Source organism: Pantoea sp. FN0307 (genome assembly GCF_050113815.1).
In the GTDB taxonomy this organism is placed as follows: Bacteria; Pseudomonadota; Gammaproteobacteria; order Enterobacterales; family Enterobacteriaceae; genus Mixta; species Mixta alhagi.
Genome location: NZ_JBNJSO010000001.1, coordinates 1,493,580 through 1,518,170, shown reverse-complemented (window position 1 = coordinate 1,518,170; position 24,591 = coordinate 1,493,580). Strand labels below are relative to the sequence as shown.

Sequence of the window (24,591 nt, the reverse complement as noted above, 5' to 3'; positions counted from 1 at the left end):
CAACTCCGCTGTGAAAAAAAATGGTAATAACAAATACAGCAGCTAAAGACAAAAAAACAGCCCCGATCCTGTAAAACGCACCTCAGCAGCATGAGACGCGTACAGAAACGGGGCTGATACACAGGCCAGATATCAGGCTATGTCGCCTGAAAGCGAGTCGCGAGAGACAAAAATAATATGTGAAGGCGTTTCGTTACTCAGCAACATCTCTTCCACCTGGCCGCTGGCGGAAACAAAGGTCACGGTATCGCCCTGATTCAGCTCCTCAAAAGCTTCGGCAGGTTGCGTCGCCTTTAAAATTTCAAAATGGCTGCGTGGGGATGCATTTTCTCCTTCAGGCTGCTCCGTAAAATAGTTACCGGTGAATGCATATTCCGGATGGTCTTTGATGTGCAGTTGAACAGAGGGCATAACACCTCCTGATTACCGTGGTCTGAATTATCAGCCTAAACGCAGATATCCAGTTTGCCATTTAGCAAAGATGAAAGGGCGATGATTAAGATTTATCCTAAACGATCGCAGCGGCGGCACAACGCTAAGCCTGTTCGTGTAACCCTGACTGACAAATATAGATAAATATATGCAATTTTAATCAATACGGAGACTTGTTAAAGCGAAGGTTAAGCGTAGTCTTAAGGCTCGTCAGAAATGTACGAGATGTTATTTACATGAGGTGATTATGCATTCATTAAAGTTCTGTTGTCCCATCTGCGGTAGCAATAAATTCATTTTTACCTGCCAGTCCAGCACTAAAAAAACCCGGCACGGAGCGAGCTGCGCCTGCTGCCAGCGTCCTCTTACTATGGCTTCCTGTGTGACCAGCCCGGCTGAACATCCCCGGTGGGCTAAAAGCCTTTAGGCTGCTATCTTCCTTTCACACTTTTGCAATACGGGCGTGGTATAAGCGGTGATTACACCAGCCGTACCGGCTGAGGATGCGGGTTCGAGTCCTGCTGCCCGTTCCAACCCTGGCTGCCCTGGCAAACAGTTTATCTGTAATGCCTTTACGCTCACGGCCTGATTTATTTCATAAAGATAAATATTCTGTTAATTATTTGCTGTTGGCTAATAATTTCCCCTTTATAAAATAATAAGAGCAAAGATTAATAGAATAAATAGCCATATTTAAAATGACTTTCCCCGCTTTAATAGAATCTGATATTTTGTCTCATAATTATACAATTTACTGACACGCCGCCCTGTCATCTTTTTTCTGATAGAATGCGCCTCTGCAGACGTTTCTCTATCCTGACTGGTTCCCTTACCCAGAGACACAGAGTCTGTACATTTTATTTGATTCTTGATGGTTTATTTGTAGGTTTTTATGAAACAGCAGGGTTGGAAACTCCAGGATACGATCTGGACGTTAGGTTTGTATGGCACCACGGTGGGCGCAGGCACGCTTTTTTTGCCGATTGAGATTGGTACGCGTGGGCCGCTTATTTTTATTATTATGCTGCTGCTGGGGTTACCGCTCTCATTGCTGCCGCATCTGGTGCTGGCGCGCGTCTATATGAGTGAAGCCACGCCTCAGCGTCTGCCAGCCCTGAGCACCTGGTTTGGGCCGCGTGGCGACTGGCTGATGACGCTGCTCTACTGCGTCGCGTTTTACCCGGTAATGCTGGTGTATGGCATTTCGCTGGTTAATGCGCTGGATAACTTCCTGGTAGATCATCTCCACTTCGCCCGCATCAACAAAGGATTACTGACTCTGTTATGTATGGTTGTGCTGTTTGGTATTCTGAGCAAAGGCCGCAGTAAAGTCGTCAGCACGTTAGGCACTCTGGCGTTGCCTTTTGCCGTGGCCATTATTGCGATTGCCGCCGTACAGATCCCAGCATGGCGCTGGAGTAACGTGACCGATGCCCTGAATGCGCTGCCCGATGCCTCTGCTGAAACCACCTTTAAAAATATCTGGCTGACGTTGCCGCTAATCACTTTCTCTTTTTGCTGTGCGCCGATTATCTCGCCTTTGGTGGCGCACTATCAGCAATCGCAAGATAAGCTGCGGGTATATCGGGTAATAAAAGTTGCCTATCTGGCGATATTCCTCAGTATTATCTTTTTTGTTTTCAGCTGTGTATTGAGCATTCCGCACGCAACATTTGTCGAGGCAAAAGAGAAAAATCTGAACGTGCTGTCGGTTATTTCATCACCGGGCAGCGCTGGCGTGCTGTTTTATATCGCGCCCCTGATCGCCATTATCGGCATGACAAAATCCTTCCTTGGCGTCTCGCTATCGGTAGCGGAAACCTTTAGCGACTTTACCGTCAGGCTGTTTAACTGCCGTAGCGATAAAGGCCGAAAAATCAGTCAGGCGGCGGCCATGCTGGCGATGTATGGCGTCACCTCGTTGATTGTTTACGAAAACCCAAACGTCATTACGTTGATCGAAGCATTCTGCGGCCCGCTGATCGCCATTATTTTGTTTTTAATCCCCGCCTGGCTGATTTATAACAAGCCCGGCCTCGCTTTTCTGCGCGGCGGCAAAGCGTTGGTGATTTTAGCGGGCGGTATCGCCACACTTTCGGCGCTGCTCTATTCAATGATGTAACCGGCGTAGCGGGAGAGGGAGGGCCCTTTCCCGCTCAGACAGAAGCGTTGCCAGCAACAGGCGGCAGCATGCAGATTATTCACTCGCCTCGCTTATCAATGCCCGGTTGCGGCCATTATGCTTGGCCTGATAGAGCGCATGGTCAGCGCCTTCCTTAATGCGCTGCGCATCCTGTGCGTCATCACTGCCCACCAGAACAATACAGCCAGCGCTGAGTGTCACCACGCCCGCTTCTAATGTGGTGCTTTCATGCGGGATGGCCGCTTCGCGTACCGCGTCAACGGCGTTTTGTGCAATATGCAAGGTCGCGTCAGGCGAGGTATCCGGCAGCACAATCGCAAACTCTTCACCGCCGTAGCGTGCTATTAAATCTGTTTGCCGCAGGGGGAGATTTTTCAACGCCTCTCCTACGCGCCGCAGGCAGTTGTCGCCAGCAACGTGACCATAGGTATCGTTGTAAAGTTTGAAAAAATCGATATCCATCATGATTAATCCCACCCCTTTGCCGCTGAGCCCTGAACGTTTCAGGCTTTGACCCAGAAAAAGATCAAACTGGCGACGGTTCGCCAGGCCTGTCAGGCCATCCAGCAGCGCCAGCGCCTGCAGGCTTTGATTGATGGTGGTCAGCTCATCGCGCAGCGTGGTGAGCTCGACCTGGTTTTCTACATTGGTGCGTACCTGACGCAGAACCAGCGTGCCGATCAAAACGATGATCAGCAGCAGCGTACCGTTTAGCACCAAATCCGGCATGCTGTCATGCAACCACCGTGACCAGAGCGCAGATTTATCGAATCCGGCCGCCACAATCAATGGATACTGACCGGAGCGCGCATAGCCAAAAATACGCACTTTATCATCCAGCGCAGAGTTCCAGGTGCCTTTTCCCCGATCCGCACGAACCAGCTGAGTGGTAAACAACGGGCTGGCTGAGAGGCTTTGATTGATAAAAGTATCCGGGAAAGGGCGGACATAGAGAGCGGTTCCGTCATCCAGCAGCAGCGCCAGCAGGTCACCTTCGCCCAGCTCAAAATAGCTGTAAAAACGCTTAAAAGATTCAATCCGCACCGTTGCCAGCGCCACGCCGACGAAGCCGTTGCCCGCATCATTCAGGCGTATCGAAACCGGGATCACCAGTTCGCCGGTCGAACGGCTGCGGATCACCTGACCGATATGGATACCACCATGACGATTGTTACGATGGTAAGTAAAATATTCCCGATCGGCATTATTCATGCCGGTTGGCGTTTGGCCGGCGGCAGTGGCGATCCAGTTTCCCTGGGCATCATAGACAAACAGGCCATTCAACTGCGGCAGTCCGCTTTTCATCTCTGCCAGTGCGGCGTTTAGCGCTGCTTTATCCGCATGGGTTGGACCGCTAGCCGGAATCTCACGCTGGATAGCACGCAGCGTGATTTCTGTTTGTAAAAAGGTATCTTCTGCCTGGCGCGCCTGCGATACAGAAAGGTTGACCGCGCTGCTCTCGGTATCCTGCAGCTTACGCGACCAGGAGCGGTCAAGCGTCCATGCGCTAACCACCAACACTGCAGTCAGCAGCAGCAGCATAAATATCATCATTGTCCTGCCAAGCGAAGAGTGCAGAACAAACGTGCCGGAAAGTTTTTTGCTGATTTTCATGGATCTTTTCGCCGCCGGGGAAGGACTTTTAAGTAAAGCACAGCTTATGCTTTTACGGCATCAACGGATCAGCCTTAAGTCGTAGCGCTGTAATGGTCAGTCGGCAGCAGCAAAAAGACGCTGAGTTAACGCCATAAAAAAGCCCGCACGAAGCGGGCTGGACATTTCCGAAGGGCCGATAGCGATACCGGCAAGCAGCTTACAAGATTACGTCAGTGATTAGTCACCTTACGAGCAGGGCGAACCCACAGGCACAGCGCTATCTCGTCAGGTTTGATGACTATCGGCGCGCGGCGGTGGAACTTTAGCGCACGGATAAAAACGTCACTCTTCCTGTTCTGCCATTTGGGCGATCTGTTGGTTAATCAGACTATCGGATACGTGAATCGCCGCAGTAAAGCCTGCGGCTATTGCCAGTAGCCACATCAATTTTTTCAGCGTCATGACTTTCTCCATAGCGTTATTTATCTATTAATTTCCGGCTATCGTGGCGCGTTGAAGGCTCCGGTTGAAACACGCAAAATATCCTACAGACAAGGGAATTTTTTGTACAGAATGTTAATGGTTTCAACAGACATAATACGATTTTTAAGCTTTTGCCTATCTCAGGAAGAAGTACGATCAGCTGGCCTGGGCTGAGCTTTATGGAAATAATCGACGCATGACTACTTATCGTATTCGCGTTGGATTCCATAATCCTTCCGCCTTGACTTTTTTGCAGCTGGACGAGCTGCTGGAACCGCGTCGCTTCTGCCGGCTTAGTTCATATGGTGAGAAGTTTCGTTGTTATATTGAATATGAATATCAGTCGGAGGTGCATGACTACTGTTCTGTCTGCCAGCTTGCGTGGACCCAGGCCTGCAAAGTAAAAAGAAATCCGCTGGTACTGGTTGAAGTGAAAAATGTCTGAGACGTGTTGAGGGAAGGGAAGGCGTTCACGCCTTCCTGTGGATCTTAACGATTATTCATTTCTACTGCCCGAAGGCTGGCGGGACGGGAAAAACAGCGCTTTACATAATCTGCTAACGGTTCGCTAAGCGTCAGGCCAGCCGCCTGCGACCAGGCAAGATTATGCGCCAGGAAAATATCGGCTAGGGTAAAGTTTTCACCGGCGATCCAGCGATCCAAACGGGCCTGCGACAGCAGGCGCAGCGCTGTTTGAGCATCAGCCGCAGCGCTTTCGGCAACGGCTTTCACCCGCGCTGATTCAGGCAACAGCAGCTTGTGCTTTAATGTTAACCACACGGGCGCTTCCAGCTCGGTTATTGCAAAGCTTAACCATTGATCGATGATCGCCTGCTCCTCCGGCTGCACCGGATAGAGCACGCGTCCGGCATATTTCGTGCAGATAAATTTACAGATAGCCTGCGTTTCAGCCAGAAAAAATGAGCCATCTTCCAGCACCGGAACTTTACGCTGAGGATGAGGCGATCTTATTCCTGGCTCTCCCGGCTTCAGGGCGACCCGGACGGGCTGATAAGGGAGCTCCATTTCTTCCAGCGTCCATAACACACGCAGCGAGCGGCTTTTAGGATAGGTGTAGATTTTCAGCGTCATTCTCCTCTTATTTAGTTTCCCGTTGCGTCAGCGCAGTCTGACGCGGCAAAACATTGTTAGCAGCTTAGCGTAGCAGAAGAGGAAACCGCTCACACTGCTTAATGATTTGCACAGAGCGTTGCGGATGAGGATGCACTAAAATGAAAGCCTGGAGCCGCGCTCCAGGTTATCAGAAACTATTTAGCTACTGAAAAGCCAAAAGTGGTTTGATCGAGGTGAATATCGCAAACCGCTTTATCTTCATAAGGCGTATCGTTAGCCGTCATCAGCAGCCATTGCCCGGCTTTCAGAATGGGCAGGCTTAATTTGCCGCTGCTGTCAGTACGATCTTTCATGGCTGCATTTTCATAAGCATAGGTATGCGCCAGGGCCGGGTGGCTCAGGTTGGCATCCACGCTGTGATGATGATGGTGGGCATGCGGTTTAGCGGCATCACGCGGAGCTGATAAATCCACCATGGCAATACCCACTTCATGATTAGCCAGCGGTTTTCCGTTAGCTAACAGCGTAAGGGTGAGCGTATCGCCGGTTTTGAGCGTAGCGGGATCGACCTCAGGCACAAATTCCAGTCGGACGCCGGTTGGCTGGGTCAGAGCGCTGTTAGTTCCCGGCGCGCCGACATAACTGACTGTTTTAGCGCTCATGGTGCTTTCCATGCAATAGCTGCCGGCCCACTGAGATTTATTGCTCTGACGCCACTGATATTTCTCACCGTCAGGCTTCAGAGACCAGAAAGCGGGCTTATAGGTGGCCGTCACCAGTACGGATCCGCTGGCGGCGTTGTTCTGACTGAATTTGTACTGTTCGCTGTTAATCGGGAACTCAGTGACTTTGCCATCGCTGCCTGTGACCCTGAGCGGAGCAAACAGCGCCTGGCGCGCGGCTGGGATCGGCTCGCCATGCGGGAAATTTTCCCCATATCCCATCTCAATTTGTAGCGGATTGCCTGCCGTGACCGGCGGTACGTTTAACCATAGCTCATGCGCCTGCAGGCCGGTAGAGGTTAGCGCCGTGATGGAAAGCGTGGCGCTCAACAGCATATTTTTCATTTTATCTCCTGAACATTCCCAAAGGTTCCAGTTGACCGGGCGCTTAACAGCGTCGAACGCTACAGTCGCCACGGGCGCGAAATGTTATATCATAACAAATTCTCACTGGGTAGCATTGTGATGGGGATTGCTGCAGATAAAGCAGGTGGCCGTTGCTAAACAGAAAGCCTCAACTACCGTAGCGCAGGGCTGGCGGTAGTCGGGAGAGAGCAGAAAGTTAATGAAGCTGGTTAATGTGTCTCTTTTTCGCCCAAAAAATAGAATGCCAGCGGCAAAGAAAAGATAAGTGTAATTACCGTGGTGTAAACCAGCACCATCGCGCCCTGCAGGATATACATTTGCATTGACCAGGCTGAGAGCGGCAGGTTGTATTCTTCAATCACGCCGCCAATGGTAGCGCGAATAAGAATTGACAGCGCAATGATAAAAATTACCAGCACCGAAAGCAGAAACTTTTTGCCTTCAGGTTTTTTTAATTTTTCAAGCAACATACAACGCCTCTTTTGCGTTAATAACAGCGATCGTGCTAACCGCTAAGCAAGTATACCGTTTTAGCTGCTGACTATCTCGCCCCTTGAACCGATAACCGGGCTCTGGACGCTGCGCCCTGCCTGTAAGAGAGGGCAGGAAAGGCCGTCCAGTACAAATAGCCCGGGCCTGCGTTAACCACTCCAGCCCAGTTGTTGGCTAATGGCACGACGATAGGGTGTATCTAACTGTTGCGGCACCTGAGCAAGGTAGTTACGTGCATGCTCACGCTTCTCGCCCTCCAGGCTACGAAGATAGGCGATGGCATCGTCAATCGTGGGAACTAATCCTTCGTTGTTCGCGCTGCGTGGCGGTAGCGCTGTCCAGATTACCGCATCAATTTGACGCTGCTGCGCCCACTCTGCCAGCGGACCAACAGGCGAACCCTGAGCAATCAGCACGCCGACGCCATCATTTCTGTCTTGCGGGATCTGTTCGCGCTGGCGCAACGCTTTGCAAGCCTGTTCCAGTGTATCAACAGCCAACAGCGCCCAGAAAACCTGCACAGCAGGAGCATTAAGACAAACTGCGGTTGCCAGTTCACCATTATCGCCAATGCGGGAGAATTCAATCGGAAGCCAGGGACCATCAGCGTGCCACTCGCCGCTGACTGGTAGCGGATCAGGCTTCCACAGCAGCGAGCCCCAACCCAGACATGCAATATTCATTTTTACTCTCCTGAATTGCTTTAATTATTTTGCCGCTGACAATTTATAGCGCTGAAAGTGCTTCTATCAGCATAGAACGAACCGTGGGGAGTACCAGCTCCGCCCCGGCCGACAGGTTAGTTTTTTTGATACGGGCCGGGTGCAGGCAGATGCATGGGGCAATAACCGGTGAGAGAAGATTTCCGGTGATTAGACCTTTCGATTTGATAGGAAACGCCTTAAATATAATCATAAGGTCCGGGCATTGCCTGTTGCCGTTTAAAGAAACATCTGGCGGTTAAAATGCATGATAATGCGCAAATATGACGGTAACTTTCATCAAGATAATCGGGCTGCAGGCCAGACGAAGCCAGACAGAATGATGCTGTATAGCATGTCTCAAATGAGAATCTTTATTATTGATATTTGATTTATGCATAAACACCTTCCAGGCTTGTTTAGGCTTTAGACGTTTCAACCTACCAGGCAAGAGAGGAGGATTGTATGTTTCACCACTCATCAAAAATGCAGTTTCCGGTACGAGTAGAAAAACCCGATCCAGAATTCGCGATGCTGCTGCAACAGGCTATCGGCGGGGTAGAAGGCGAAATTCGCGTAGCAATGCAGTATTTCTTCCAGGCAATGGGCGCGCGCGGCGATGCACGTATCAGGGATCTGCTGATGTCTACCGCCACGGAGGAGCTGGGTCATATCGAAATGCTGGCCTATGCCGTCGCGCTGAATCTTGAAGGTGCGCCGCTTTCTTATCAGGAAGCCTCAGCCAAAGATCCAGTGGTGAATGCCATTCTTGGCGGCATGAATCCACGTCATATTCTTTCTTCAGGTCTGGCGGCCATGCCGGTGAATGCTAACGGCATGCCTTTTGATATGAGCCATATCTATGCTTCAGGTAACGTTGCGGCAGATATGCTGGCAAACGTCACGGCCGAGGCGACAGGGCGTGTGCTGGCTACCCGCCTGTATAACATGACTGAAGATAAAGGCATGAAAGATTTCCTGTCCTTCCTGATCGCCCGCGATACCATGCACCAGCAGCAATGGCTGGCGGTGATTGAAGATATGGGTGGTCTGAACGCCTCTCTGCCTATTCCTAACAGCTTCCCACAGGAAAATGAGGCAACAGAGCATTCTTATTATTGTCTGAACACGTCTCTGGATAAACCGTTGCCGAAAGGTCGCTGGAGCGAAGGCCCTTCTTATGATGGCAAAGGGCAGTTTACCGCTAAAGAAAAACCTGAAATCCTTGGTGATGAGCCATTACTGGGGCCAGCCCGTCCGGGATCTGGCGCGCAGAGTGAGCAGATTTCCGGTACGGTACCGCCAGCGGGCACGGTTAAATAAGCTGAACGCTGATTAGCGCTGTTCATTTTGCAAGCTGCACAAGGCCACCCTGCGGTGGCCTTATTTTTTGCTGTAAAAAAAGAGCATGCTTCTTTTTTCTGGCTTCTGTGCCAATATTGTTACGGGTTGAAATCATCGCTGTGGAGGCGGCCATGCTGGAATTAAGACCGAATTGCGAGTGCTGTGATTGCGATCTCCCACCGGAATCACCGCTGGCAATGATCTGCTCTTTTGAATGTACTTTCTGTCGCAGCTGCGCCACAACCCGGCTTCAGGAGCGATGCCCTAACTGCGGAGGTGAGCTGGTACGTCGACCTGTCAGGCCGCGTAATAAACTACTCGCTCATCCTGCCGCTACGAAAAGGGTGGTTTCGCCCTGTTAAAGCCGTGTTCTGGCTGCGTTAATCTCACATAAATAAGCGTGTAGCCGTGGTCTGCAGGCCATGCCGTTATTTGCCCGTTACCCAGTCGGGTGGTTAGCAATAACGGCTAACGCCGTAATTTTACCTCCTTTAACATGATGCGACCTGTCTGTGGCGCAGCGCAGTATTAATTTCTGCCACCACGTAATAATAGTTCCAGCGCCTGACGATAGAATTGAAGCCTGTCGCGATCATTTTCTGTTTCAATCTTTTCTAACAGGCTGGCAATGATGTTTTTTTCACTACGTCCATGTTTTTTGGTGGCCATCTTTTCCAGCAGCGTACGCAATATCTCTTCATTAGGGCTTTCTTTTGTCGCTGACTGTTTAAAGTAGTTGACGATCTGACTTTCAATTCCTTGTTCCTGATTCACAGTGCATCTCCGGTGAATAATATATCGTTATAAAGTTAAAAAAAGGTAACGTTTCACATGCGTTTGTTATCTGAAAGTAACCTCATGAAAATCGCGACAATATACCCATGTCTATTATAAGGTTATGACATGATATTTTATCGTCCGGTGCTGAAGTTATATCGCAAAATCAATATTTATCCATTTTTTATTAAGTAATTTTCTTCCTGATTTCTGATGCAGGTAACTAGTATAGCCTGCTAATAATTTCTTTCTAATCTATTTGTTAGCTTAGGATTAGTTGCCGCAAATTTATTGATTTCATTTAGGTTGTTTATTGTTAATTCAGAAAGGCTTTAAACCATGATTAAGTGGGGTTAAGATCTTTTAAAGGCTATTTCTTTTTAATAACGTGAATTTTATGAAAATAAATTATGCAGAATATGTTGCTTAGTTAATGTCAAGTAGTGTCCTTAAACGTCATTGTTTATCTACTAAAGAAAGTTAATTAGATAAACCCTGGTTTTATTGATCTCTGTTTAATTTTATTTAAATAGTAAGAATTTTCCTTTCAAACATTAGCGAAGTGAAATAGTATTTCACCCACAGTTAAACATAACTGTATAGTTACATGGAATTGCTAAGTTAGCGATATTTAATGGATTTTTACGAGTGAGAGAGGGCGGCATGCATTATAACGTCATGGATTCTCTGATGTGTCCTTTAACAGGAACGGTTTTTAGCGGCGTTATAACCAGGAAAAACCTGAAGTTAATTATCTGGTATCAGGGAGAGACAATCGTTCAGGCTGGAGATGTACTATCCTCGACTGGAAAAGAATTACTGGTCAATGGTATAGCCAGCAATGTAAAGATTATTACCGTATTTCCTTTTAATCGCGCAAACTGGGCATTACTGTCCAGCCGCACTGGATGTCCGGCAAATGGAACGCGGCCACCTTCAGCCTGTCATCGTCCCGGAACATGTCGTTTTGCATCTTGTCCATATGGATTAGAAAAGTTGGCCGCAGTGGAGGAATGAAATAATATCAGGGCAACGGCAATCTTCCTCGTTCTTTTAATTTTTAATGGCATATATTATGGAAGATGCTGTTGTTCCTAAAGTTAATTTTGGCCTCAATTTTTAGCAATTTGGCTACTCTGACTCACCTGATATAGATCTCTCCGTAGCGGATCATAAACCTTTTAACGCAGAGGCAAGGTACGCGACTTTCTCTTTGTGCCAGATGTTAAAGCGCGATCAGTGTGAAACGAAAGGGCATTTTGTTATTCGGCACTTATGCTTATAAGCACAGGTGATGTGTGATTGCTGGCTATTACCAGGGCAGTTTTTATTGTAGTCATAGAGATTTTGCCAATACACTGCCCGAAATATAGAAACGTCAAGCATAGTAAAAGGCTGAATATACCCATTAACGATCAAACCATTCTCAGTTGTTTCCAGCCTGTCGCCGGGGAAGAGGTAAGACTCTGAACCGTACCATAAAACAAACTTCAGATTATAGGGCGAACTGACAAGCGAAAAAACGGTATCTGAATCGGGGCTGACAATAGAGTCAAGTACATACCAAACCATAACTGCTCCATTAAACGACAACAAAAAAATCCTGCTTTTTGAGTGTGAGAGTCTCGACTCTACTCAAGAGATTATAGTCAGAATTTACTGTTCTTCTTGAAAATCAGTTAATTTATTGCAACTTTTAAGCAGCCAGGATTTAACTTATTGATTATTTTGCGAAATGAAATAAGTGGTTATTGTGTAAAAGTGATGCAGAAGGAAGAGTGAGATACAGGACAAAACGCCAGGCGGAAATTTTTTGGAAAGCTCTCATACCTGTACTTTAAGAGAGTTGATACATAAGTTATTTTAAAGGAATATAGACCTCGTTGATTGCGGGCAGCCTAAAGCCGTTCAGGCCGCCCGGCAACAGTAAAGCCGTTACAGCATCATTTTGCTGTTCGGCGCAAAAAGCCATACGGCTGCCGCACCAGGGAAACCTTTCTGGAAACAGCACTACGCTTTTCTGGAAAAAACTATAAAAATTAATAGATATTAAGGCCGCCTTTGGGTGGCCTTTTTAATTTCATACTCCGTCCCAGAGTGTTGAACTGCGTGGCCGCTCCTTTTCCGTTTCGCCGTGCTCGCCCGATCTGACGTTACCGGCGGACTGGGCGATAAAAATAAAAATTACCAAGCACAAGACAGCATCAAGGAAGGGTGCTAAGCTGGTGAATCACTCAATAAATATTAAGGCTTTCTTATTTTAACTATTAAATACCGATGCTCTCGTTGTCAGGGTCATCAATGTCGTATCTCGTTGTTCGACGTCTCAATGCGTAACCCCCATGGCGCCATCTGCATCTTTTGTAAATCCCCCATGCTTGTAAGTTACCTGACGTCCCAGGCTGCCTGAATCGTTTCTTTTGTTGTCCTTTCCCTGAAAAGCGGGTTCTCTGCGTTTTGCTGATGCCCGGCGACTTGAAGTGTGGGACACCTGCAACCATATTTAATCTTAATCATCAGATCAGGAGGAAATCATGGCCAGCGGTTGGGCTTCTGACGAAGCCGTAAATGAACAGATTGATAGCACCATCAATGATGGCGTAGAGCGGGTCCGTCAGGCTCTTGGACAGGGCGAAAGTGAACGTTACTGTCAGGAGTGTGGCGAGGAAATCTCTGAAGCAAGACGAAAGGCGCTTAAAGGCGTACGCTTTTGTCTTGCTTGCCAAAGTGAGATGGATAAGAAACAACAAAACCTCAGCCTTTATAATCGGCGCGGCAGTAAAGACAGCCAGCTACGCTAATCGTATGGAAGGCAAAATAAGCCACCGATAAATAATCCTTGCGGTTATTGCTTTGCCTTTACAGGGTAAACAACAACCCTTTGTCTCTTTTTCCCCTCGTAACGCCCGAACCCTTGTCAGACGCCCTTTACCGGCTATACATCTTATTTTTTAACACCTCTTATTTTCTTGGCGTCAGCAGATAATCGGGATGCTTCCCCGCCAGCAAAAGCAGCAGTTCATATTCACCCTGACTTAGTCCTCCGTTCTTGCTGGCTTCCGCTTCCGACTCTTTCTTTTGCCATACACGCAAACTGTAATCAAAGCGTTCTGCCGCTTCCGCCTGCGTCAGGCCAGCTGCCTGACGCGTGGTTTTAATGGTGGCACCGGTCGCAGGGATCATGGACAGTACTTTCAGAGGCATCGCATTCTCCACAACAATTTATAATAAGTTTTTTCCTAAGCATTAACACGGACGCTTCCGGTGTCAAGGCAAGCTAAATTGTTGTAGTTTTATAATTAATTGATATTACAGTTGTTGGCTTATTTTTAGACATTATCAAATTTTAAATTTCAGTTAATACTGAAAAAGCAGAGATTTAGCGAAGCGGTAAAATGATCTATCGCCTGTGAAAGGCGATTTTCGCCTTTACGCGCTGCGTTTGATCAAAACCACCTGTAACGTTTACTGTGATTGTATACAGTTTTTATCAGGGTTATTTGTTATGGATTTCATCAGATCTGCTGAACTGCGTGCTATTTTGCATTTGCCGCTGTTTATCGGGCGGGTAGCATGTGGTTTTCCCTCTCCGGCGCAGGATCATATTGAACAGCGTCTTGATCTCAACGATCTGTTAGTGCAGCGACCCAGCGCCACCTGTTTTGTCAGGATAAGCGGCGATTCAATGATCCAGGGCGGCATCAGTGATGGTGATATGCTGGTGGTGGGTTGTTCGCTAACCTCAGAGCATGAAGATATTGTGATAGCGGCGGTAGTAGGGGAGTTTACAGCAAAAAGCTCCAGCTACGGCCGAATGTGCAACTGGTGCCGATGAATCCGGCTTATCGGCCTATTGTTTTGAATAGCGAAAAGGGGCTGCAAATTTTTGGCGTGGTGATCTTTACCATCAAAGTGGTGAAATAGACCCAGAGCAAACCACGCCTTGCCAGCCACGCAATCCCTTTGCGTCAGTTTTGCTCAGACACTAATATCACGAGCGTATCGGGTTCCCGCTTACCAGCGCCGGGATGGTGACCTCCCTGATGCGCTGTGTGAGTGTGATGTAAAGTAAGCGTAAAACCAGGCGCAGAAAATCAGCGGCGCGGAAACAGCGTTATGCTTACGCCGCCGCGCCGAAGAAAAACAGGTTAGTTTCTTTTACTTAAGCTCATGCCGTCATTATTTAAGCTGATGCCGGCATCATATTCTTTATTCAACCGACGCGCCTGATAAAAAACGGACTGCCAGTAAGGATTGTCCAGCGAGGAGCGAATCACGCCTTTGCTGGTGGAAGCATGCAGGAAATGCCGGTCGGTATCGTAAAAGCCGACATGCATTCCGCCATTGATGCGGAAGAAAACTAAATCACCGGGGCGCAATTGCGTTGGCTTAACATGCGTGCCCATATGAATAAGCTCGCGCGTAGTGAGCCGTTCAACCGGTAAATTAAAGCGGTCTTTTAACGTTCTCCAGACAAAGCCAGAGCAATCCACGCCTGATAATTTCGTGCCGCCCCATTCATAAGGCGTGCCGTGCCAGGTATGCATTTGATCGTGCAGAGCCGCAATCACTGGAATCAAATCAGCCTGATCGCCTTGCGCGCTGGCATCGGCTGAATCCTGCGCTGTTGCTGAGTTTTTACCCGGAGATGAAGAACAACCGGCAAGAGCAATAAAAGAGACAAGCAATAACGTTTGAGCCAGTTTGCGATTCATTTTTATTAGCACGCTAGATTAAGGGGAAAAGTTCTGAATATTCTGTTTTATAACTGAAAAAAGCGCTACCCAGAAACTTAACTTTTTCTTTTACGTTGATTTACCAGAAACCGGCCGGAAAGCGCCGGTTCTACAGCTTTTCTGCTGGATTAGCGCTTTGTGTTGCTAAAATTATGTTACACATTAAGCACAAACAAACTGCTCGCTACCGGACATTACGCCTGCGTTTGGCAACGGTGCGTGAGGTTAGTAAGGGCTGGCGGTAGGGCGCACAATGATTTCACTGACGTCCACTTCATCAGGCTGAGCGATGGCATATGACATTGCGCGGGCAATGCTCTCTGGTTGCAGTGCTACCTGCCGGAAGGTCTGCATCGCCTGGCGCGCTGTGTCATCGCTGATAATATCGGCCAGCTCCGACTCAACCACGCCCGGCGAGATCACTGTTACCCGAATTTTATTGGTTTCCTGCCGCAGCCCGTCAGAGATGGCGCGAACGGCATATTTGCTGGCGCAATAAACGGCAGCGGTGGGCGAGACGCTGTGAGCGCCAATGGAGGCAACATTGATAATATGGCCGTACGCCTGCGCCTGCATAGCCGGAAGCACCGCTGCAATGCCATACAGCACTCCGCGCACGTTAACATCCAGCGTCAACTCCCATTCCTCTACCTTCAGCGCTGACAGCGGCGACAGCGGCATCACCCCCGCGTTATTAATCAGCACATCGATGCGGCCATATTTTTCCATGGCCAGACCGGCTAACCGCTGCAGCGCGCTACGCTCCAGCACATCACACTGTAACGCATCAATGCTTGCCCCTTCGGCGCGCAGTTCGGCGCACAGCGTTTCAAGACGATCGAGACGGCGTGCGCCTACAATCAGCATATGGCCTTCAGCCGCCAGCAGGCGGGCAGTTGCTTCACCGATACCGCTGCTGGCGCCGGTCAGAATGATGACTTTGTTGTTTCCACAAATTGTCTGGCTCATGGTTTTACGCTCCATAAAATCGTTGAGCCTTCAGCTTAAAAACATCCCACCATCCCGGATAGCGCTATTCCTCACTAAGTATTGCCTGATTATCTCGTTATCACTGCGACCGCTATTGCTGGCAAATAGAAAGAGGCTAATATTGCCTGACCTCTTATCGTCGGGACGATAACGGAATGATGTCAGCTATACAGCAGCAAATTTGCCAGTCTCTTCAGGTGCTGGCACCGCAGGAAGGCTATACCGCTTCGCTGCTGGAGGAGGTGCGTTTTATGCGTGCGGACCAGCCCATCGAACGTACACCAGTGCTCTATGAACCCAGCATTATTATTGTTTGCCAGGGGCGTAAGCGAGGCTATCTCGCCGATCGCATCTGGCACTATGATGCGCAGCAGTTTCTGGTGCTCTCGGTGCCTTTACCTTTTTCTTCAGAAACAGAAGCCACGCCGGAAGAGCCGATGCTGGCCGTGGCGGTAAAGCTTAACCTGGCGCTGGCGACGGAGCTTCTTATGCTGGTTGGGGAGTCGGGAAAGCAGCTTGCTTCTGCACCGGAAGGGATGGTTTCAACGCCGCTTGATGCGCCTTTGCTGGATGTGTTGCATCGGCTGCTGAAGGCGCTGCAATCTCCGCTGGAGACCAGGGCGCTGGGCGCATCGTTGCTACGCGAACTCTATTTTCGTGTTCTGATGAGCGAGCAGGGTGGCGCTATCCGCGCTGCGCTAGCCTGTCAGGGGCACTTTGGCCGCATTGCGCGTGCGCTAAATCATATACATCAGCAGTGGCAAAGCCCGTTAAATGTGCCCATGCTGGCGGAAAAAGCAGGAATGAGCGTGCCGCGTTTTCATATTCATTTCAAGGCTATTACCCACACATCGCCGATACAGTACATTAAATCTGTCAGGCTACATCAGGCCCGGCTGATGATGATACGCAGCAATCTCCCCGCTGCAAAAACTGCGCTGCAGGTAGGCTATGAAAGCGCATCGCAGTTTAACCGTGAATTTCGTCGTTTCTTTGGCCGTAGCCCAGGCGACGAGACTCGTCGGATGAAACAGGCCCTTGCTTTACTACCGCCTGCCGAGCTGGAAAGGCAGGCGATTTCCCATTGATAAGCGGGCATCAAGGCTACGCTTTAGCCTCTTGCACGCGTGGAGCCCGGAATACCATCATAATCCCCAGCAGGATGGCAACCATGCCAGCCATGCTTGACCAGGGCAGCGCATTGCCCAACAGGAAATAATCCAGCACGGCGGTGATCACCGGCACCAGATAAAACAGGCTCGTCACGTTAACAATACTGCCGGCGTTAAGCAGGCGGTACAGCAGCAACTGTGCCACCACCGAAATCAGCACGCCCAGAAACAATACAGAGATAAAGAACTCCCGGTTAAAGTTTACCTGGAATGTCCCCAGCGGCAGCAGAAAGAGGCACAGCAACAGCCCGATCCCATACTGCAGGGGAAGCACGTCAGCGGGTGCCTGGCGCGTTTTCTTTTGCATAATGGCGCCGAATGTCATAAACAGCAGGGCAGCCAGAGCAAAAAGAATGCCGGAGGCGGGCAGATGAGAGACGGACAGGCTGCGCCAGACCAGCAGCACCAGGCCGGAAAGCGCTACGCACAGGCCCAAAAACCGCAGCCCCTGCACCCTGCGCTCTACAATGCACAGCGTGAGAATAGGCTGAATCCCCATAATGGTGGCAATCAGGCCGGGCGTAACGCCATAGGCCATCGCCTGGAAATAACAGATCGAATAGCCACCGATAAGCATCAGTCCGGTTAGTGCCGCCTGGCGGCGAGTGCCTTTTTCCGGCAGCCACCGTCGGCGAAAGCAACCGATAAGCAGCAGCGTGGCAAGAGCAATAGCAAAACGGAAAATCAGTAGCGCTAACGGCGATGCGTTATCCAGACCCAGCCGGGTAAAAATAGCAGCGCAGCCCCAGAGCAGTACAAAGCCGGACGTTGCGCTCTGCGAAGCAATAGTTGTTCTATTTATCGGTATAATCATCTGTATTCCTTGCTTATTTTATATCGGCGTACACCGATCCCGGCATGCTGTTGTCTGGAATTTATCACCACGATTGAAATTACAAAAACGAATGTTTAGCATGCAAAGCATGACAAATTCAGATGCAATGGCGCATTTATGGACGTAAACATCCAAAAATATAAGGCTTTCCTGAAAGTGGTAGAGCTGGAAAGCTTTACCAGAGCGGCGGAAAAACTGTTTTATTCTCAGTCTGGTATTAGCCGGATGATTAATGATCTGGAAAAGGAGTGGAACGTCACCTTGTTTGAGCGCAGCCGGACAGGCGTGCGGCTAACTTCCGACGGTATCAAGCTTTTGCCTTTTGCCAAAAATGTCTGTGAAGAGTATCAGAAGCTTCAGGCAGAAGTTGATGCGCTCAATGGACTGCAGTCGGGGATTATTCGTATTGGCACTTTTTCCAGCGTCGCTACCCACTGGTTACCTGATATTCTGAAAGCGTTTCAGGAAGATTATCCCAATATTGATTTTGAACTGTTGCTTGGGGACTATACGGAAATCGAGGGCTGGATCGCTGAAGGGCGGGTGGACTGCGGTTTCACACGTTTACCGGCTTCACCTGCCTTTGAAACCCTTTTTCTTGAGAAAGATGAATATCTGGTGGTGCTCTCTGAGGGGCATGCGCTTTCAGCATATGATGCGGTTCCGGTTGCCTCTTTATGCCAGGAACCTTTTATTCTGCTTGAGAAGGGAAAGAATACTGAAATATCGGAGATATTCAGCGCATCTGGTCTGGTACCGCGCGTAAGGTTTACGTTATGGGATGATTACGCCGTTATGGCTATGGTAGAAAAAAAGCTGGGCATCAGCATCTTACCGGCGCTTATTCTCAGGAATGTTCCTCATCGTGTCGTTACCCGAAAAATCGACATATCACCCAGTCGTGATATTGGCCTCGCTTTCAGAAATAAAAAAACCACTTCGCGTGCAGTGAAACAATTCATTGAGTACCTGGATTACAGAAAGCCATAAGCTTTAACAGCAATCTGGTTAAAACCGCCTTGCGTTCTGACAGGCAGGGTTATCCGCTGTGGGCAGGTTTCTTTGCGCCAATTTCTCTCTTTATCGCTCAATCCTGATCATTCATACCTGTTGCCAGGCGTAAATTTTCTACAGCGCTGGCTGGGGTAGTGACGCAATAATCCATCATCTCCCCTGTAAATGAAAGGTTTTATCTTTCATTACTTCTTTTATTGTGAAAGATTTTATAATCATTATGTGATCTCTATATCTTTTATTGTTTCATTTTCGATCTACCTTGTTATCGCAGTGAACAAGAAGTTATTTCTGTTTTCCAGGTGAAGGGGTTGCAACATGATTGAAAGCATCACACATGGAGCCGAGTGGTTTATTGGGCTCTTTCAGAAAGGGGGCGAAGTTTTCATCGGGATGGTCACCGATATTCTTCCTTTGCTGATCAGCCTGCTGGTGGTTATGAATGCGCTGATCGTTTTTGTTGGGCAGCGTCGCATTGAAGCGCTTGCACAGCGCTGAGCCGGTAATCCGGTTTCTCGTTATCTGCTCCTGCCCGTTATCGGCACGTTTGTCTTCTGTAATCCCATGACGCACAGCCTTGGCAAGTTTATGCCGGAAAAATACAAACCGAGCTATTACGCTGCCGCCTCCTACAGTTGTCACTCAATGAATGGTCTGTTCCCACACATCAACCCCGGCGAGCTGTTTGTTTACCTGGGGATTGCCAATGGACTGACGACGCTTGGCCTGCCGCTGGGGCCGCTGGCCGTAAGCTATCTGCTGGTCGGCATGGTGACCAACTTTTTCAGGGGCTGGATTACCGATCTCACCACCACCATTTTTGAGAGAAAAATGGGCGTACAACTTGACCGTCAGGTTCGTTTATAAGCGCGGAGCAGAAGATGAGTGACACCATTACCATTAAGAAAGGCGCCAGTGGCTGGGGCGGCCCGCTTACCCTTACCGTCACGCCGGGAAAAAAGATTGTTTATGTTACGGCAGGCACCCGACCAGCGATTGTCGATCGGTTGAAAGAGGTGACCGGCTGGGAAGCCGTTGACGGCTTCAAAGAGGGCGAGCCTCCGGCTGAAGAGATCGGCGTGGCGGTTATCGACTGCGGCGGCACTTTACGCTGCGGACTCTATCCGAAGCGACGTATTCCCACTATTAACATTCATGCCACCGGTAAGTCCGGTCCGCTGGCGCAGTACATTACGGAAGATATCTACGTGTCAGGCGTTCGTCCGGAAGATATTCAGGCTGGCAGCGGCGCGCCTTTGCCAGTCGCTGAATCACAGCCTGCTGCAGCGCCTTCTGGCAAAGCACGCGACTACGACACCAGTAAAAAAATCACCGAACAGAGCGATGGCCTGCTGGCCAAAGTCGGGATGGGGATGGGATCGGTTGTGGCTGTTTTCTTCCAGGCCGGTCGTGAAACCATCGACACAGTGCTGAAAACCATTCTGCCATTTATGGCGTTTGTCTCAGCGCTGATAGGCATCATCATGGCCTCCGGCCTGGGGGATTTCATCGCCCACGGTCTGACGCCGCTGGCCAACAGCCCGGTTGGTCTGGTGACGCTGGCGTTGATCTGCTCTTTCCCTCTGCTTTCACCGTTTCTTGGTCCCGGGGCCGTCATTGCGCAGGTTATCGGCGTGCTGGTCGGGGTACAGATCGGTCAGGGAACCATTCCGCCGCATCTCGCGCTACCGGCGCTGTTTGCCATTAACTCACAGGCGGCCTGCGACTTCATTCCCGTCGGCCTGTCGATTGCCGAGGCGCGTCAGGAGACCGTGCGTGTCGGCGTGCCATCGGTGCTGGTTGGCCGTTTCCTTACCGGCGCGCCATCGGTGCTTCTTGCCTGGGCCGTCTCCGGGTTTATCTATCAATAATAGCGGGAGAGCTTATGAAAACCGTTTATGAATCCACGTTTATCTCTGTTGGCCCCTGTGCGAATGAGTCGCTGGAAGACAACTTCATTATCACTTTCGGTGAAGGCGCACCGCAGGATGTGGCGGAATACTGCTTCATTCACCGTACCGACCTCAACGACGGTGGCGCATTTGATGCCGGTTCCGTGCTGGCTATCGGAGAAAAAGAGTATCCGGTCACGGCCGTTGGCAATGTAGCGCGGGAAAACCTGCGCGACCTTGGGCATATCACCGTGCGTTTTGACGGTGCCCGTCAGGCCGAGTTTCCCGGCACCGTTCATGTTGCCGGCAGCGCGCCGGCATCCATTGAGCCGGGCCAAAAGTTTCGTATGCTGAGTGAATAATCGGGAGAAGAGAATGGATCAGGTTGCTGTAGTCATCGGTGGTGGTCAGACGCTGGGTGCTTACCTGTGCGAGGGGCTGGCGGAGGCCGGTTATAAAGTGGCGGTTGCCGACCTTAATCAAAAGAATGCCAGCAAGGTCGCCGCAACCATTAACGAGCGCTATGGCGCTGGGCGGGCGCAGGGGTTTCAGGTCGATGCCACCAGTGAACAGAGCGTGATCACGCTGGCGAGCCAGGTTGACGAAGGATTTGGCCGAACGGATTTACTGCTGTACAGCGCAGGTATTGCCAAAGCCGCGCCGATTACGGAATTCGGGCTTAATGATTTTGACCTGTCGCTGCAGGTCAATCTGGTGGGCTATTTTCTTTGCGCCCGCGAGTTCTCAAAGCTGATGATCAGAGATGGCATTAAAGGACGAATCATCCAGATTAACTCCAAATCGGGCAAAGTCGGCAGCAAACATAATTCCGGCTACAGCGCGGCTAAGTTTGGCGGCGTTGGGCTGACACAGTCGCTGGCGCTTGACCTGGCTGAATATGGCATCACCGTTCACTCACTGATGCTGGGCAACCTGCTTAAGTCGCCGATGTTCCAGTCTCTGCTGCCGCAATATGCGGAGAAGTTGGGTATCAGACCCGATCAGGTCGAGCAGCACTATATCGATAAAGTGCCACTGAAGCGTGGATGCGATTATGAGGATGTGCTTAACGTTCTGCTGTTCTACGCAAGTGATAAGGCAGCTTACTGCACCGGACAGTCTATTAACATTACCGGCGGACAGGTGATGTTCTGACAAGGGAACCGGCAGCGCAGGCTGCCGGTTACAGAGGAAAAAAGATGGATCCTGTAAATGCATTAATCTGCATGGCAGTCGCTGCCTGGGTTGGTCAGATAGCGCTGGGCTGGCGGCAAATTAACCGTTTCAATCAGGCGATTGGGACGCTTTCAAATAGCGGACAGATATGCATTGGTCGCTCGGCGGGGCGTTTTAAGCCGCGTGTCATTCTGGCACTGGCGATCGGTGATGAGGGCAGAATCACCGGTAATTTCGTGATGAAGGGATTGACGGTGTTTGCACGTCCGTACAGCGAGAACGCACTGACCGGCAAAACGCTCAGCGAACTGCATCCTGAAACTCTCTTTCCTGCGAATAAGGCGCTGCGCGAGGCGCTGACGTTAGCTATTTCAAATAAAAGATGTTAACTTTCATTCTGAAAGATTATTCCTTTGCATCGCGAGTCAAGACGTCCGGGATGATGAGGAAGTTCAGAAACTGAAAAGGACCTCTTTATGAAACCGATACAGCGTCAGGCGCAAATCCTTGAATATCTGCAGCAGCACGGCCGAACAACCGTAGAAGCGTTGATTGCCCATTTTAATACCACTGGAACCACTATCCGCAAGGACTTGACGCGGCTCCAGCAGGAAGGGGCGGTAATACGAACCTATGGTGGCGTGATGCTGAACCGCGATGAAGGAGATCAGCCTATCGACAGAAAAACGCTTATCAATACAGAAAAGAAAAAGCGTATCGCCGCACGTGCCGCTTCACTTATCAGCGAAGGCGACTCGCTTATTTTTGATGCCGGCAGTACCGTTCTGCAAATGGTGCCGCATCTGGCGCGTTTCAATAATATCACCGTGATGACCAACAGCCTGAGCATTGTCAATGAGCTGGTGGAGCTGGATAACGATCAGGTCATTCTTATGCCTGGCGGCACCTATCGCAGCACATCCGCCTCTTTCCACGGCAGCCTCGCGGAATCCGCTTTCACCAAATTCAGCTTCGATACGCTGTTTATTGGCGCCGATGGCGTGGATATGACCGCCGGGGTCACAACATTCAATGAAGTGTTTGCCGTCAGCCAGGCGATGTGTCACGCCGCCAGGAAAATTGTCCTGCTGGTCGATGCCTCTAAATTTGGCCGCCGCAGTCCGAACGTGGTGTGCAGCCTGGATGCTGTCGATGTGTTGATCACCGACAGCGATATCTCCCCGGATATCTCGGCGCAGCTGGAAGCGAAGGGAATTGAGGTGATTATCGTCGCAGACGAATAAGCTGTTCGTATGATTTTACCGGGGCGCGGCCCAATGGCAAGGAAGGGTATTACCCTGCGCCCCGATGAGCAGGCAATGATGCGTTAGCGGCTGCGTTCGATCGTCGTGATAATCAGTGCGGTAAGCTCCTGCAATCCTTCCTGCTGACTGATATCACCACAAATCACCGCACTGGAAATCGCATCTGCCGCCCCCAGCAATCCCCACATGGTAGCCAGAGGAATGCCGGAGGGCGCAACAAAGGCTGCAAACCAGCCGCGAAACTTTTCGATAAAATTGAGCTGATACTGGCGTTTAACCTCGGCAAGTTCCGGGGTGCTGTCCAGCGAAGAGAGAACATCAGGGATTTCGCGTCCCTGCGTCAGCACACAATTCACATAACTGGCGGCCACCACCGCAGCTTTGTCCTGTAGCCTGTGGCCCGCCGCCGCCATAGCCGCATCGAAAAGCGCGTTCTGACGAATATCAAAATCTTCGTACAGCGCAGCCAGCAATCCGTGACGCGTACTGAAGTGATCGTACACTACCGGCTTGCTGACGCCTGCTTGTTCAGCCACGCGGCCCAGCGTGAGCGCATCGGTGCCTTCCTGGCGTACCAGATCCCATGCAACGCTTAACAGCTGCAGTCGTCTGGCCTGATGAGTCATACGCTGGCGTGAAGCCTGATTCATATCTTTTCCTTCTGTTCAAACAACTGTCGGCCAAGATTATAGGCCAGGGTGTAATGCGCGTCGGGATAGTTTTCATCGGCAGGCAGCAGCAGTTCGCTGGTTATCACCGGCGCGCCGCAGTAGCCAAAAATACCCAGGTCAATTTGGGTGCGCATGCTGCTGAAATAACCGCGACGGAGATAAGTGCGTGGGGTGGCTGCGCCCAGCGCCAGAAGATGCACCTGCAGATGTCCAAGCTTGCCAGTGACCTTATCCCCGGCTTCTTCATATGCCCAGCCCTGGGTAAACACCCGGTCGATCCAGCCTTTTAGCTGTGCCGGAAATGACCACCAGTAAACGGGATAGACCAGCACCAGCGCATTAGCACGGTTTAGCCGCTGCTGTTCGGCCAGCGCATCAGCAGGTAATGGCGAGCCATGTTTAAACTGCTCGTAGTCAGCCAGGCTGAAACACGGATCGAACTGCTCCGCAGCGAGGTTGACCTGCTCAAAAGTATGTGTGCCGCTGGCGGCAACGCCCTGGGCCACCTGTGAAGCTATCGCCTGGGTATGTGACTGACTATCGGGATGGGCAGAAACGATCAGTGCGTGCATATCAATGACCTCATTTTCAGGTTACCTACCAACAGTAAGTTACTAATGGTAGGTTAATGGCGCACGTCTGGCAAGTCCGTTTCTGGCTGGCTTTAGCTTTGCAGATAGAATAAGCGCCAGCGCGATCTTTGATGGACT

General features: G+C 50.2%; 28 protein-coding genes, 1 tRNA gene and 2 pseudogenes. 17 read left to right on the top strand and 14 right to left on the bottom strand.

The genetic code is table 11. The features are described from left to right. Window positions 1-132 precede the first annotated feature (132 nt). Window positions 133-411, bottom strand: a complete 279-nt coding sequence (locus ACQE3Z_RS07180; RefSeq protein WP_426972945.1) for a hypothetical protein — start codon at window positions 409-411, stop codon at window positions 133-135. A 478-nt stretch (window positions 412-889) separates the two neighbouring features. On the opposite strand from ACQE3Z_RS07180, the gene ACQE3Z_RS07175 reads away from it, so the two are divergent. Continuing rightward, a tRNA-Val gene (locus tag ACQE3Z_RS07175) sits at window positions 890-965 on the top strand. 359 nt (window positions 966-1,324) lie between these two features. Continuing rightward, a complete protein-coding gene (locus ACQE3Z_RS07170; RefSeq protein WP_426972943.1) occupies window positions 1,325-2,554 on the top strand; it encodes an amino acid permease in 1,230 nt (409 codons plus the stop codon). 75 nt (window positions 2,555-2,629) lie between these two features. Here the strand turns inward: ACQE3Z_RS07170 and ACQE3Z_RS07165 are convergent, their stop codons facing one another. Beyond that, a complete protein-coding gene (locus ACQE3Z_RS07165) occupies window positions 2,630-4,189 on the bottom strand; it encodes a sensor domain-containing diguanylate cyclase (protein WP_426972941.1) in 1,560 nt (519 codons plus the stop codon). 661 nt (window positions 4,190-4,850) lie between these two features. Between ACQE3Z_RS07165 and ACQE3Z_RS07160 the strand changes: the two genes are divergently transcribed. Further along, window positions 4,851-5,099, top strand: a complete 249-nt coding sequence (locus ACQE3Z_RS07160; RefSeq protein ID WP_426972940.1) for a hypothetical protein — start codon at window positions 4,851-4,853, stop codon at window positions 5,097-5,099. 44 nt (window positions 5,100-5,143) lie between these two features. On the opposite strand, the gene ACQE3Z_RS07155 is transcribed toward ACQE3Z_RS07160, so the two are convergent. The 4 genes from ACQE3Z_RS07155 to ACQE3Z_RS07140 all read right to left on the bottom strand — a co-directional run bounded on the left by ACQE3Z_RS07155 (window position 5,144) and on the right by ACQE3Z_RS07140 (window position 7,991). Beyond that, on the bottom strand, window positions 5,144-5,746 hold the full coding sequence (locus ACQE3Z_RS07155) for a glutathione S-transferase family protein (RefSeq protein WP_426972938.1): 603 nt from the start codon (window positions 5,744-5,746) through the stop codon (window positions 5,144-5,146). Between the two features lie 176 nt (window positions 5,747-5,922). After that, window positions 5,923-6,795 carry a DUF4198 domain-containing protein gene (locus ACQE3Z_RS07150; RefSeq protein ID WP_426972936.1) on the bottom strand — a complete coding sequence of 291 codons (873 nt, stop codon included), beginning with the start codon at window positions 6,793-6,795 and terminating at the stop codon, window positions 5,923-5,925. Window positions 6,796-7,025: 230 nt separating this feature from the next. Continuing rightward, window positions 7,026-7,286 carry a DUF2534 family protein gene (locus ACQE3Z_RS07145; RefSeq protein WP_250652441.1) on the bottom strand — a complete coding sequence of 87 codons (261 nt, stop codon included), beginning with the start codon at window positions 7,284-7,286 and terminating at the stop codon, window positions 7,026-7,028. A 171-nt stretch (window positions 7,287-7,457) separates the two neighbouring features. Then, window positions 7,458-7,991: a hypothetical protein gene (locus ACQE3Z_RS07140; RefSeq protein WP_426972934.1), complete on the bottom strand. Its 534-nt coding sequence runs from the start codon at window positions 7,989-7,991 to the stop codon at window positions 7,458-7,460. A gap of 483 nt (window positions 7,992-8,474) precedes the next feature. Between ACQE3Z_RS07140 and ACQE3Z_RS07135 the strand changes: the two genes are divergently transcribed. Then, complete coding sequence (locus tag ACQE3Z_RS07135) at window positions 8,475-9,332, top strand: manganese catalase family protein (RefSeq protein WP_426972933.1); 858 nt, start codon at window positions 8,475-8,477, stop codon at window positions 9,330-9,332. Window positions 9,333-9,354: 22 nt separating this feature from the next. Here ACQE3Z_RS07135 and ACQE3Z_RS07130 read toward each other — a convergent pair whose 3' ends face one another. Then, entirely contained in the window at window positions 9,355-9,594 is a 240-nt protein-coding gene (locus tag ACQE3Z_RS07130; protein ID WP_426973094.1) for a hypothetical protein, read from the bottom strand. Here ACQE3Z_RS07130 and ACQE3Z_RS07125 point away from each other — a divergent pair. Continuing rightward, window positions 9,485-9,715 carry a DUF1272 domain-containing protein gene (locus ACQE3Z_RS07125; RefSeq protein ID WP_250652444.1) on the top strand — a complete coding sequence of 77 codons (231 nt, stop codon included), beginning with the start codon at window positions 9,485-9,487 and terminating at the stop codon, window positions 9,713-9,715. The genes ACQE3Z_RS07130 and ACQE3Z_RS07125 overlap by 110 nt on opposite strands. A 166-nt stretch (window positions 9,716-9,881) precedes the next feature. Here ACQE3Z_RS07125 and ACQE3Z_RS07120 read toward each other — a convergent pair whose 3' ends face one another. Further along, window positions 9,882-10,127: a biofilm development regulator YmgB/AriR family protein gene (locus tag ACQE3Z_RS07120; protein WP_426972932.1), complete on the bottom strand. Its 246-nt coding sequence runs from the start codon at window positions 10,125-10,127 to the stop codon at window positions 9,882-9,884. A gap of 666 nt (window positions 10,128-10,793) precedes the next feature. On the opposite strand from ACQE3Z_RS07120, the gene ACQE3Z_RS07115 reads away from it, so the two are divergent. The 3 genes from ACQE3Z_RS07115 to ACQE3Z_RS07105 all read left to right on the top strand — a co-directional run bounded on the left by ACQE3Z_RS07115 (window position 10,794) and on the right by ACQE3Z_RS07105 (window position 12,931). Then, complete coding sequence (locus tag ACQE3Z_RS07115) at window positions 10,794-11,147, top strand: anti-adapter protein IraM (RefSeq protein ID WP_426972931.1); 354 nt, start codon at window positions 10,794-10,796, stop codon at window positions 11,145-11,147. A 1,240-nt stretch (window positions 11,148-12,387) separates the two neighbouring features. Then, window positions 12,388-12,540 carry a hypothetical protein gene (locus ACQE3Z_RS07110; protein ID WP_418304160.1) on the top strand — a complete coding sequence of 51 codons (153 nt, stop codon included), beginning with the start codon at window positions 12,388-12,390 and terminating at the stop codon, window positions 12,538-12,540. A 124-nt stretch (window positions 12,541-12,664) separates the two neighbouring features. Then, entirely contained in the window at window positions 12,665-12,931 is a 267-nt protein-coding gene (locus ACQE3Z_RS07105; protein ID WP_085072010.1) for a DksA/TraR family C4-type zinc finger protein, read from the top strand. Between the two features lie 160 nt (window positions 12,932-13,091). On the opposite strand, the gene ACQE3Z_RS07100 is transcribed toward ACQE3Z_RS07105, so the two are convergent. After that, on the bottom strand, window positions 13,092-13,334 hold the full coding sequence (locus tag ACQE3Z_RS07100) for a helix-turn-helix domain-containing protein (RefSeq protein WP_085072009.1): 243 nt from the start codon (window positions 13,332-13,334) through the stop codon (window positions 13,092-13,094). A gap of 301 nt (window positions 13,335-13,635) precedes the next feature. Here ACQE3Z_RS07100 and umuD point away from each other — a divergent pair. Then, window positions 13,636-14,054 (top strand): annotated as a pseudogene (gene umuD, locus ACQE3Z_RS07095) (translesion error-prone DNA polymerase V autoproteolytic subunit). 224 nt (window positions 14,055-14,278) lie between these two features. On the opposite strand, the gene ACQE3Z_RS07090 reads toward umuD, so the two are convergent. Beyond that, window positions 14,279-14,845 (bottom strand): C40 family peptidase, encoded by a 567-nt coding sequence (locus ACQE3Z_RS07090; protein WP_426972929.1) that lies wholly within the window; start codon window positions 14,843-14,845, stop codon window positions 14,279-14,281. A 246-nt stretch (window positions 14,846-15,091) separates the two neighbouring features. Beyond that, complete coding sequence (locus ACQE3Z_RS07085) at window positions 15,092-15,835, bottom strand: SDR family oxidoreductase (RefSeq protein ID WP_426972927.1); 744 nt, start codon at window positions 15,833-15,835, stop codon at window positions 15,092-15,094. Window positions 15,836-16,011: 176 nt separating this feature from the next. On the opposite strand from ACQE3Z_RS07085, the gene ACQE3Z_RS07080 reads away from it, so the two are divergent. Beyond that, window positions 16,012-16,944 (top strand): AraC family transcriptional regulator, encoded by a 933-nt coding sequence (locus ACQE3Z_RS07080; RefSeq protein WP_250652450.1) that lies wholly within the window; start codon window positions 16,012-16,014, stop codon window positions 16,942-16,944. Between the two features lie 16 nt (window positions 16,945-16,960). On the opposite strand, the gene ACQE3Z_RS07075 is transcribed toward ACQE3Z_RS07080, so the two are convergent. Then, the gene (locus ACQE3Z_RS07075; RefSeq protein ID WP_426973080.1) at window positions 16,961-17,836 is read right to left on the bottom strand and encodes a DMT family transporter; all 876 of its coding nucleotides are present in this window, start codon (window positions 17,834-17,836) and stop codon (window positions 16,961-16,963) included. Window positions 17,837-17,980: 144 nt separating this feature from the next. Between ACQE3Z_RS07075 and ACQE3Z_RS07070 the strand changes: the two genes are divergently transcribed. From ACQE3Z_RS07070 to srlR, 7 genes and pseudogenes are all read left to right on the top strand, one after another. Beyond that, window positions 17,981-18,853, top strand: a complete 873-nt coding sequence (locus tag ACQE3Z_RS07070) for a LysR family transcriptional regulator (protein ID WP_276575754.1) — start codon at window positions 17,981-17,983, stop codon at window positions 18,851-18,853. 342 nt (window positions 18,854-19,195) lie between these two features. Next, a pseudogene (gene srlA / locus ACQE3Z_RS07065) lies at window positions 19,196-19,744 on the top strand (PTS glucitol/sorbitol transporter subunit IIC). A gap of 14 nt (window positions 19,745-19,758) precedes the next feature. Beyond that, window positions 19,759-20,748, top strand: a complete 990-nt coding sequence (gene srlE / locus ACQE3Z_RS07060) for a PTS glucitol/sorbitol transporter subunit IIB (RefSeq protein ID WP_250652454.1) — start codon at window positions 19,759-19,761, stop codon at window positions 20,746-20,748. A gap of 14 nt (window positions 20,749-20,762) precedes the next feature. After that, on the top strand, window positions 20,763-21,131 hold the full coding sequence (locus tag ACQE3Z_RS07055; protein ID WP_426972925.1) for a PTS glucitol/sorbitol transporter subunit IIA: 369 nt from the start codon (window positions 20,763-20,765) through the stop codon (window positions 21,129-21,131). 13 nt (window positions 21,132-21,144) lie between these two features. Continuing rightward, entirely contained in the window at window positions 21,145-21,924 is a 780-nt protein-coding gene (gene srlD, locus ACQE3Z_RS07050) for a sorbitol-6-phosphate dehydrogenase (RefSeq protein ID WP_250652456.1), read from the top strand. Between the two features lie 44 nt (window positions 21,925-21,968). Further along, the gene (gutM, locus tag ACQE3Z_RS07045) at window positions 21,969-22,334 is read left to right on the top strand and encodes a transcriptional regulator GutM (RefSeq protein WP_426972923.1); all 366 of its coding nucleotides are present in this window, start codon (window positions 21,969-21,971) and stop codon (window positions 22,332-22,334) included. An 87-nt stretch (window positions 22,335-22,421) separates the two neighbouring features. After that, window positions 22,422-23,189 carry a glucitol operon DNA-binding transcriptional repressor SrlR gene (gene srlR / locus ACQE3Z_RS07040; protein ID WP_250652458.1) on the top strand — a complete coding sequence of 256 codons (768 nt, stop codon included), beginning with the start codon at window positions 22,422-22,424 and terminating at the stop codon, window positions 23,187-23,189. An 83-nt stretch (window positions 23,190-23,272) separates the two neighbouring features. Here the strand turns inward: srlR and ACQE3Z_RS07035 are convergent, their stop codons facing one another. Next, complete coding sequence (locus ACQE3Z_RS07035; RefSeq protein WP_426972921.1) at window positions 23,273-23,860, bottom strand: TetR/AcrR family transcriptional regulator; 588 nt, start codon at window positions 23,858-23,860, stop codon at window positions 23,273-23,275. Next, window positions 23,857-24,453 carry an NAD(P)H-dependent oxidoreductase gene (locus ACQE3Z_RS07030; protein ID WP_426972919.1) on the bottom strand — a complete coding sequence of 199 codons (597 nt, stop codon included), beginning with the start codon at window positions 24,451-24,453 and terminating at the stop codon, window positions 23,857-23,859. The genes ACQE3Z_RS07035 and ACQE3Z_RS07030 overlap by 4 nt, the downstream gene beginning before the upstream one ends. Between the last annotated feature and the right edge of the window lie 138 nt (window positions 24,454-24,591).

Bases quoted from the DNA above. Each gene is read 5' to 3' on its own strand.
- ACQE3Z_RS07180 (WP_426972945.1), bottom strand. From the start codon at position 411: ATGCCCTCTGTTCAACTGCACATCAAAGACCATCCGGAATATGCATTC.
- ACQE3Z_RS07170 (WP_426972943.1), top strand. From the start codon at position 1,325: ATGAAACAGCAGGGTTGGAAACTCCAGGATACGATCTGGACGTTAGGT.
- ACQE3Z_RS07165 (WP_426972941.1), bottom strand. From the start codon at position 4,189: ATGAAAATCAGCAAAAAACTTTCCGGCACGTTTGTTCTGCACTCTTCG.
- ACQE3Z_RS07160 (WP_426972940.1), top strand. From the start codon at position 4,851: ATGACTACTTATCGTATTCGCGTTGGATTCCATAATCCTTCCGCCTTG.
- ACQE3Z_RS07155 (WP_426972938.1), bottom strand. From the start codon at position 5,746: ATGACGCTGAAAATCTACACCTATCCTAAAAGCCGCTCGCTGCGTGTG.
- ACQE3Z_RS07150 (WP_426972936.1), bottom strand. From the start codon at position 6,795: ATGAAAAATATGCTGTTGAGCGCCACGCTTTCCATCACGGCGCTAACC.
- ACQE3Z_RS07145 (WP_250652441.1), bottom strand. From the start codon at position 7,286: ATGTTGCTTGAAAAATTAAAAAAACCTGAAGGCAAAAAGTTTCTGCTT.
- ACQE3Z_RS07140 (WP_426972934.1), bottom strand. From the start codon at position 7,991: ATGAATATTGCATGTCTGGGTTGGGGCTCGCTGCTGTGGAAGCCTGAT.
- ACQE3Z_RS07135 (WP_426972933.1), top strand. From the start codon at position 8,475: ATGTTTCACCACTCATCAAAAATGCAGTTTCCGGTACGAGTAGAAAAA.
- ACQE3Z_RS07125 (WP_250652444.1), top strand. From the start codon at position 9,485: ATGCTGGAATTAAGACCGAATTGCGAGTGCTGTGATTGCGATCTCCCA.
- ACQE3Z_RS07115 (WP_426972931.1), top strand. From the start codon at position 10,794: ATGCATTATAACGTCATGGATTCTCTGATGTGTCCTTTAACAGGAACG.
- ACQE3Z_RS07105 (WP_085072010.1), top strand. From the start codon at position 12,665: ATGGCCAGCGGTTGGGCTTCTGACGAAGCCGTAAATGAACAGATTGAT.
- ACQE3Z_RS07100 (WP_085072009.1), bottom strand. From the start codon at position 13,334: ATGCCTCTGAAAGTACTGTCCATGATCCCTGCGACCGGTGCCACCATT.
- ACQE3Z_RS07090 (WP_426972929.1), bottom strand. From the start codon at position 14,845: ATGAATCGCAAACTGGCTCAAACGTTATTGCTTGTCTCTTTTATTGCT.
- ACQE3Z_RS07085 (WP_426972927.1), bottom strand. From the start codon at position 15,835: ATGAGCCAGACAATTTGTGGAAACAACAAAGTCATCATTCTGACCGGC.
- ACQE3Z_RS07080 (WP_250652450.1), top strand. From the start codon at position 16,012: ATGATGTCAGCTATACAGCAGCAAATTTGCCAGTCTCTTCAGGTGCTG.
- ACQE3Z_RS07070 (WP_276575754.1), top strand. From the start codon at position 17,981: ATGGACGTAAACATCCAAAAATATAAGGCTTTCCTGAAAGTGGTAGAG.
- srlE (WP_250652454.1), top strand. From the start codon at position 19,759: ATGAGTGACACCATTACCATTAAGAAAGGCGCCAGTGGCTGGGGCGGC.
- ACQE3Z_RS07055 (WP_426972925.1), top strand. From the start codon at position 20,763: ATGAAAACCGTTTATGAATCCACGTTTATCTCTGTTGGCCCCTGTGCG.
- srlD (WP_250652456.1), top strand. From the start codon at position 21,145: ATGGATCAGGTTGCTGTAGTCATCGGTGGTGGTCAGACGCTGGGTGCT.
- gutM (WP_426972923.1), top strand. From the start codon at position 21,969: ATGGATCCTGTAAATGCATTAATCTGCATGGCAGTCGCTGCCTGGGTT.
- srlR (WP_250652458.1), top strand. From the start codon at position 22,422: ATGAAACCGATACAGCGTCAGGCGCAAATCCTTGAATATCTGCAGCAG.
- ACQE3Z_RS07035 (WP_426972921.1), bottom strand. From the start codon at position 23,860: ATGAATCAGGCTTCACGCCAGCGTATGACTCATCAGGCCAGACGACTG.
- ACQE3Z_RS07030 (WP_426972919.1), bottom strand. From the start codon at position 24,453: ATGCACGCACTGATCGTTTCTGCCCATCCCGATAGTCAGTCACATACC.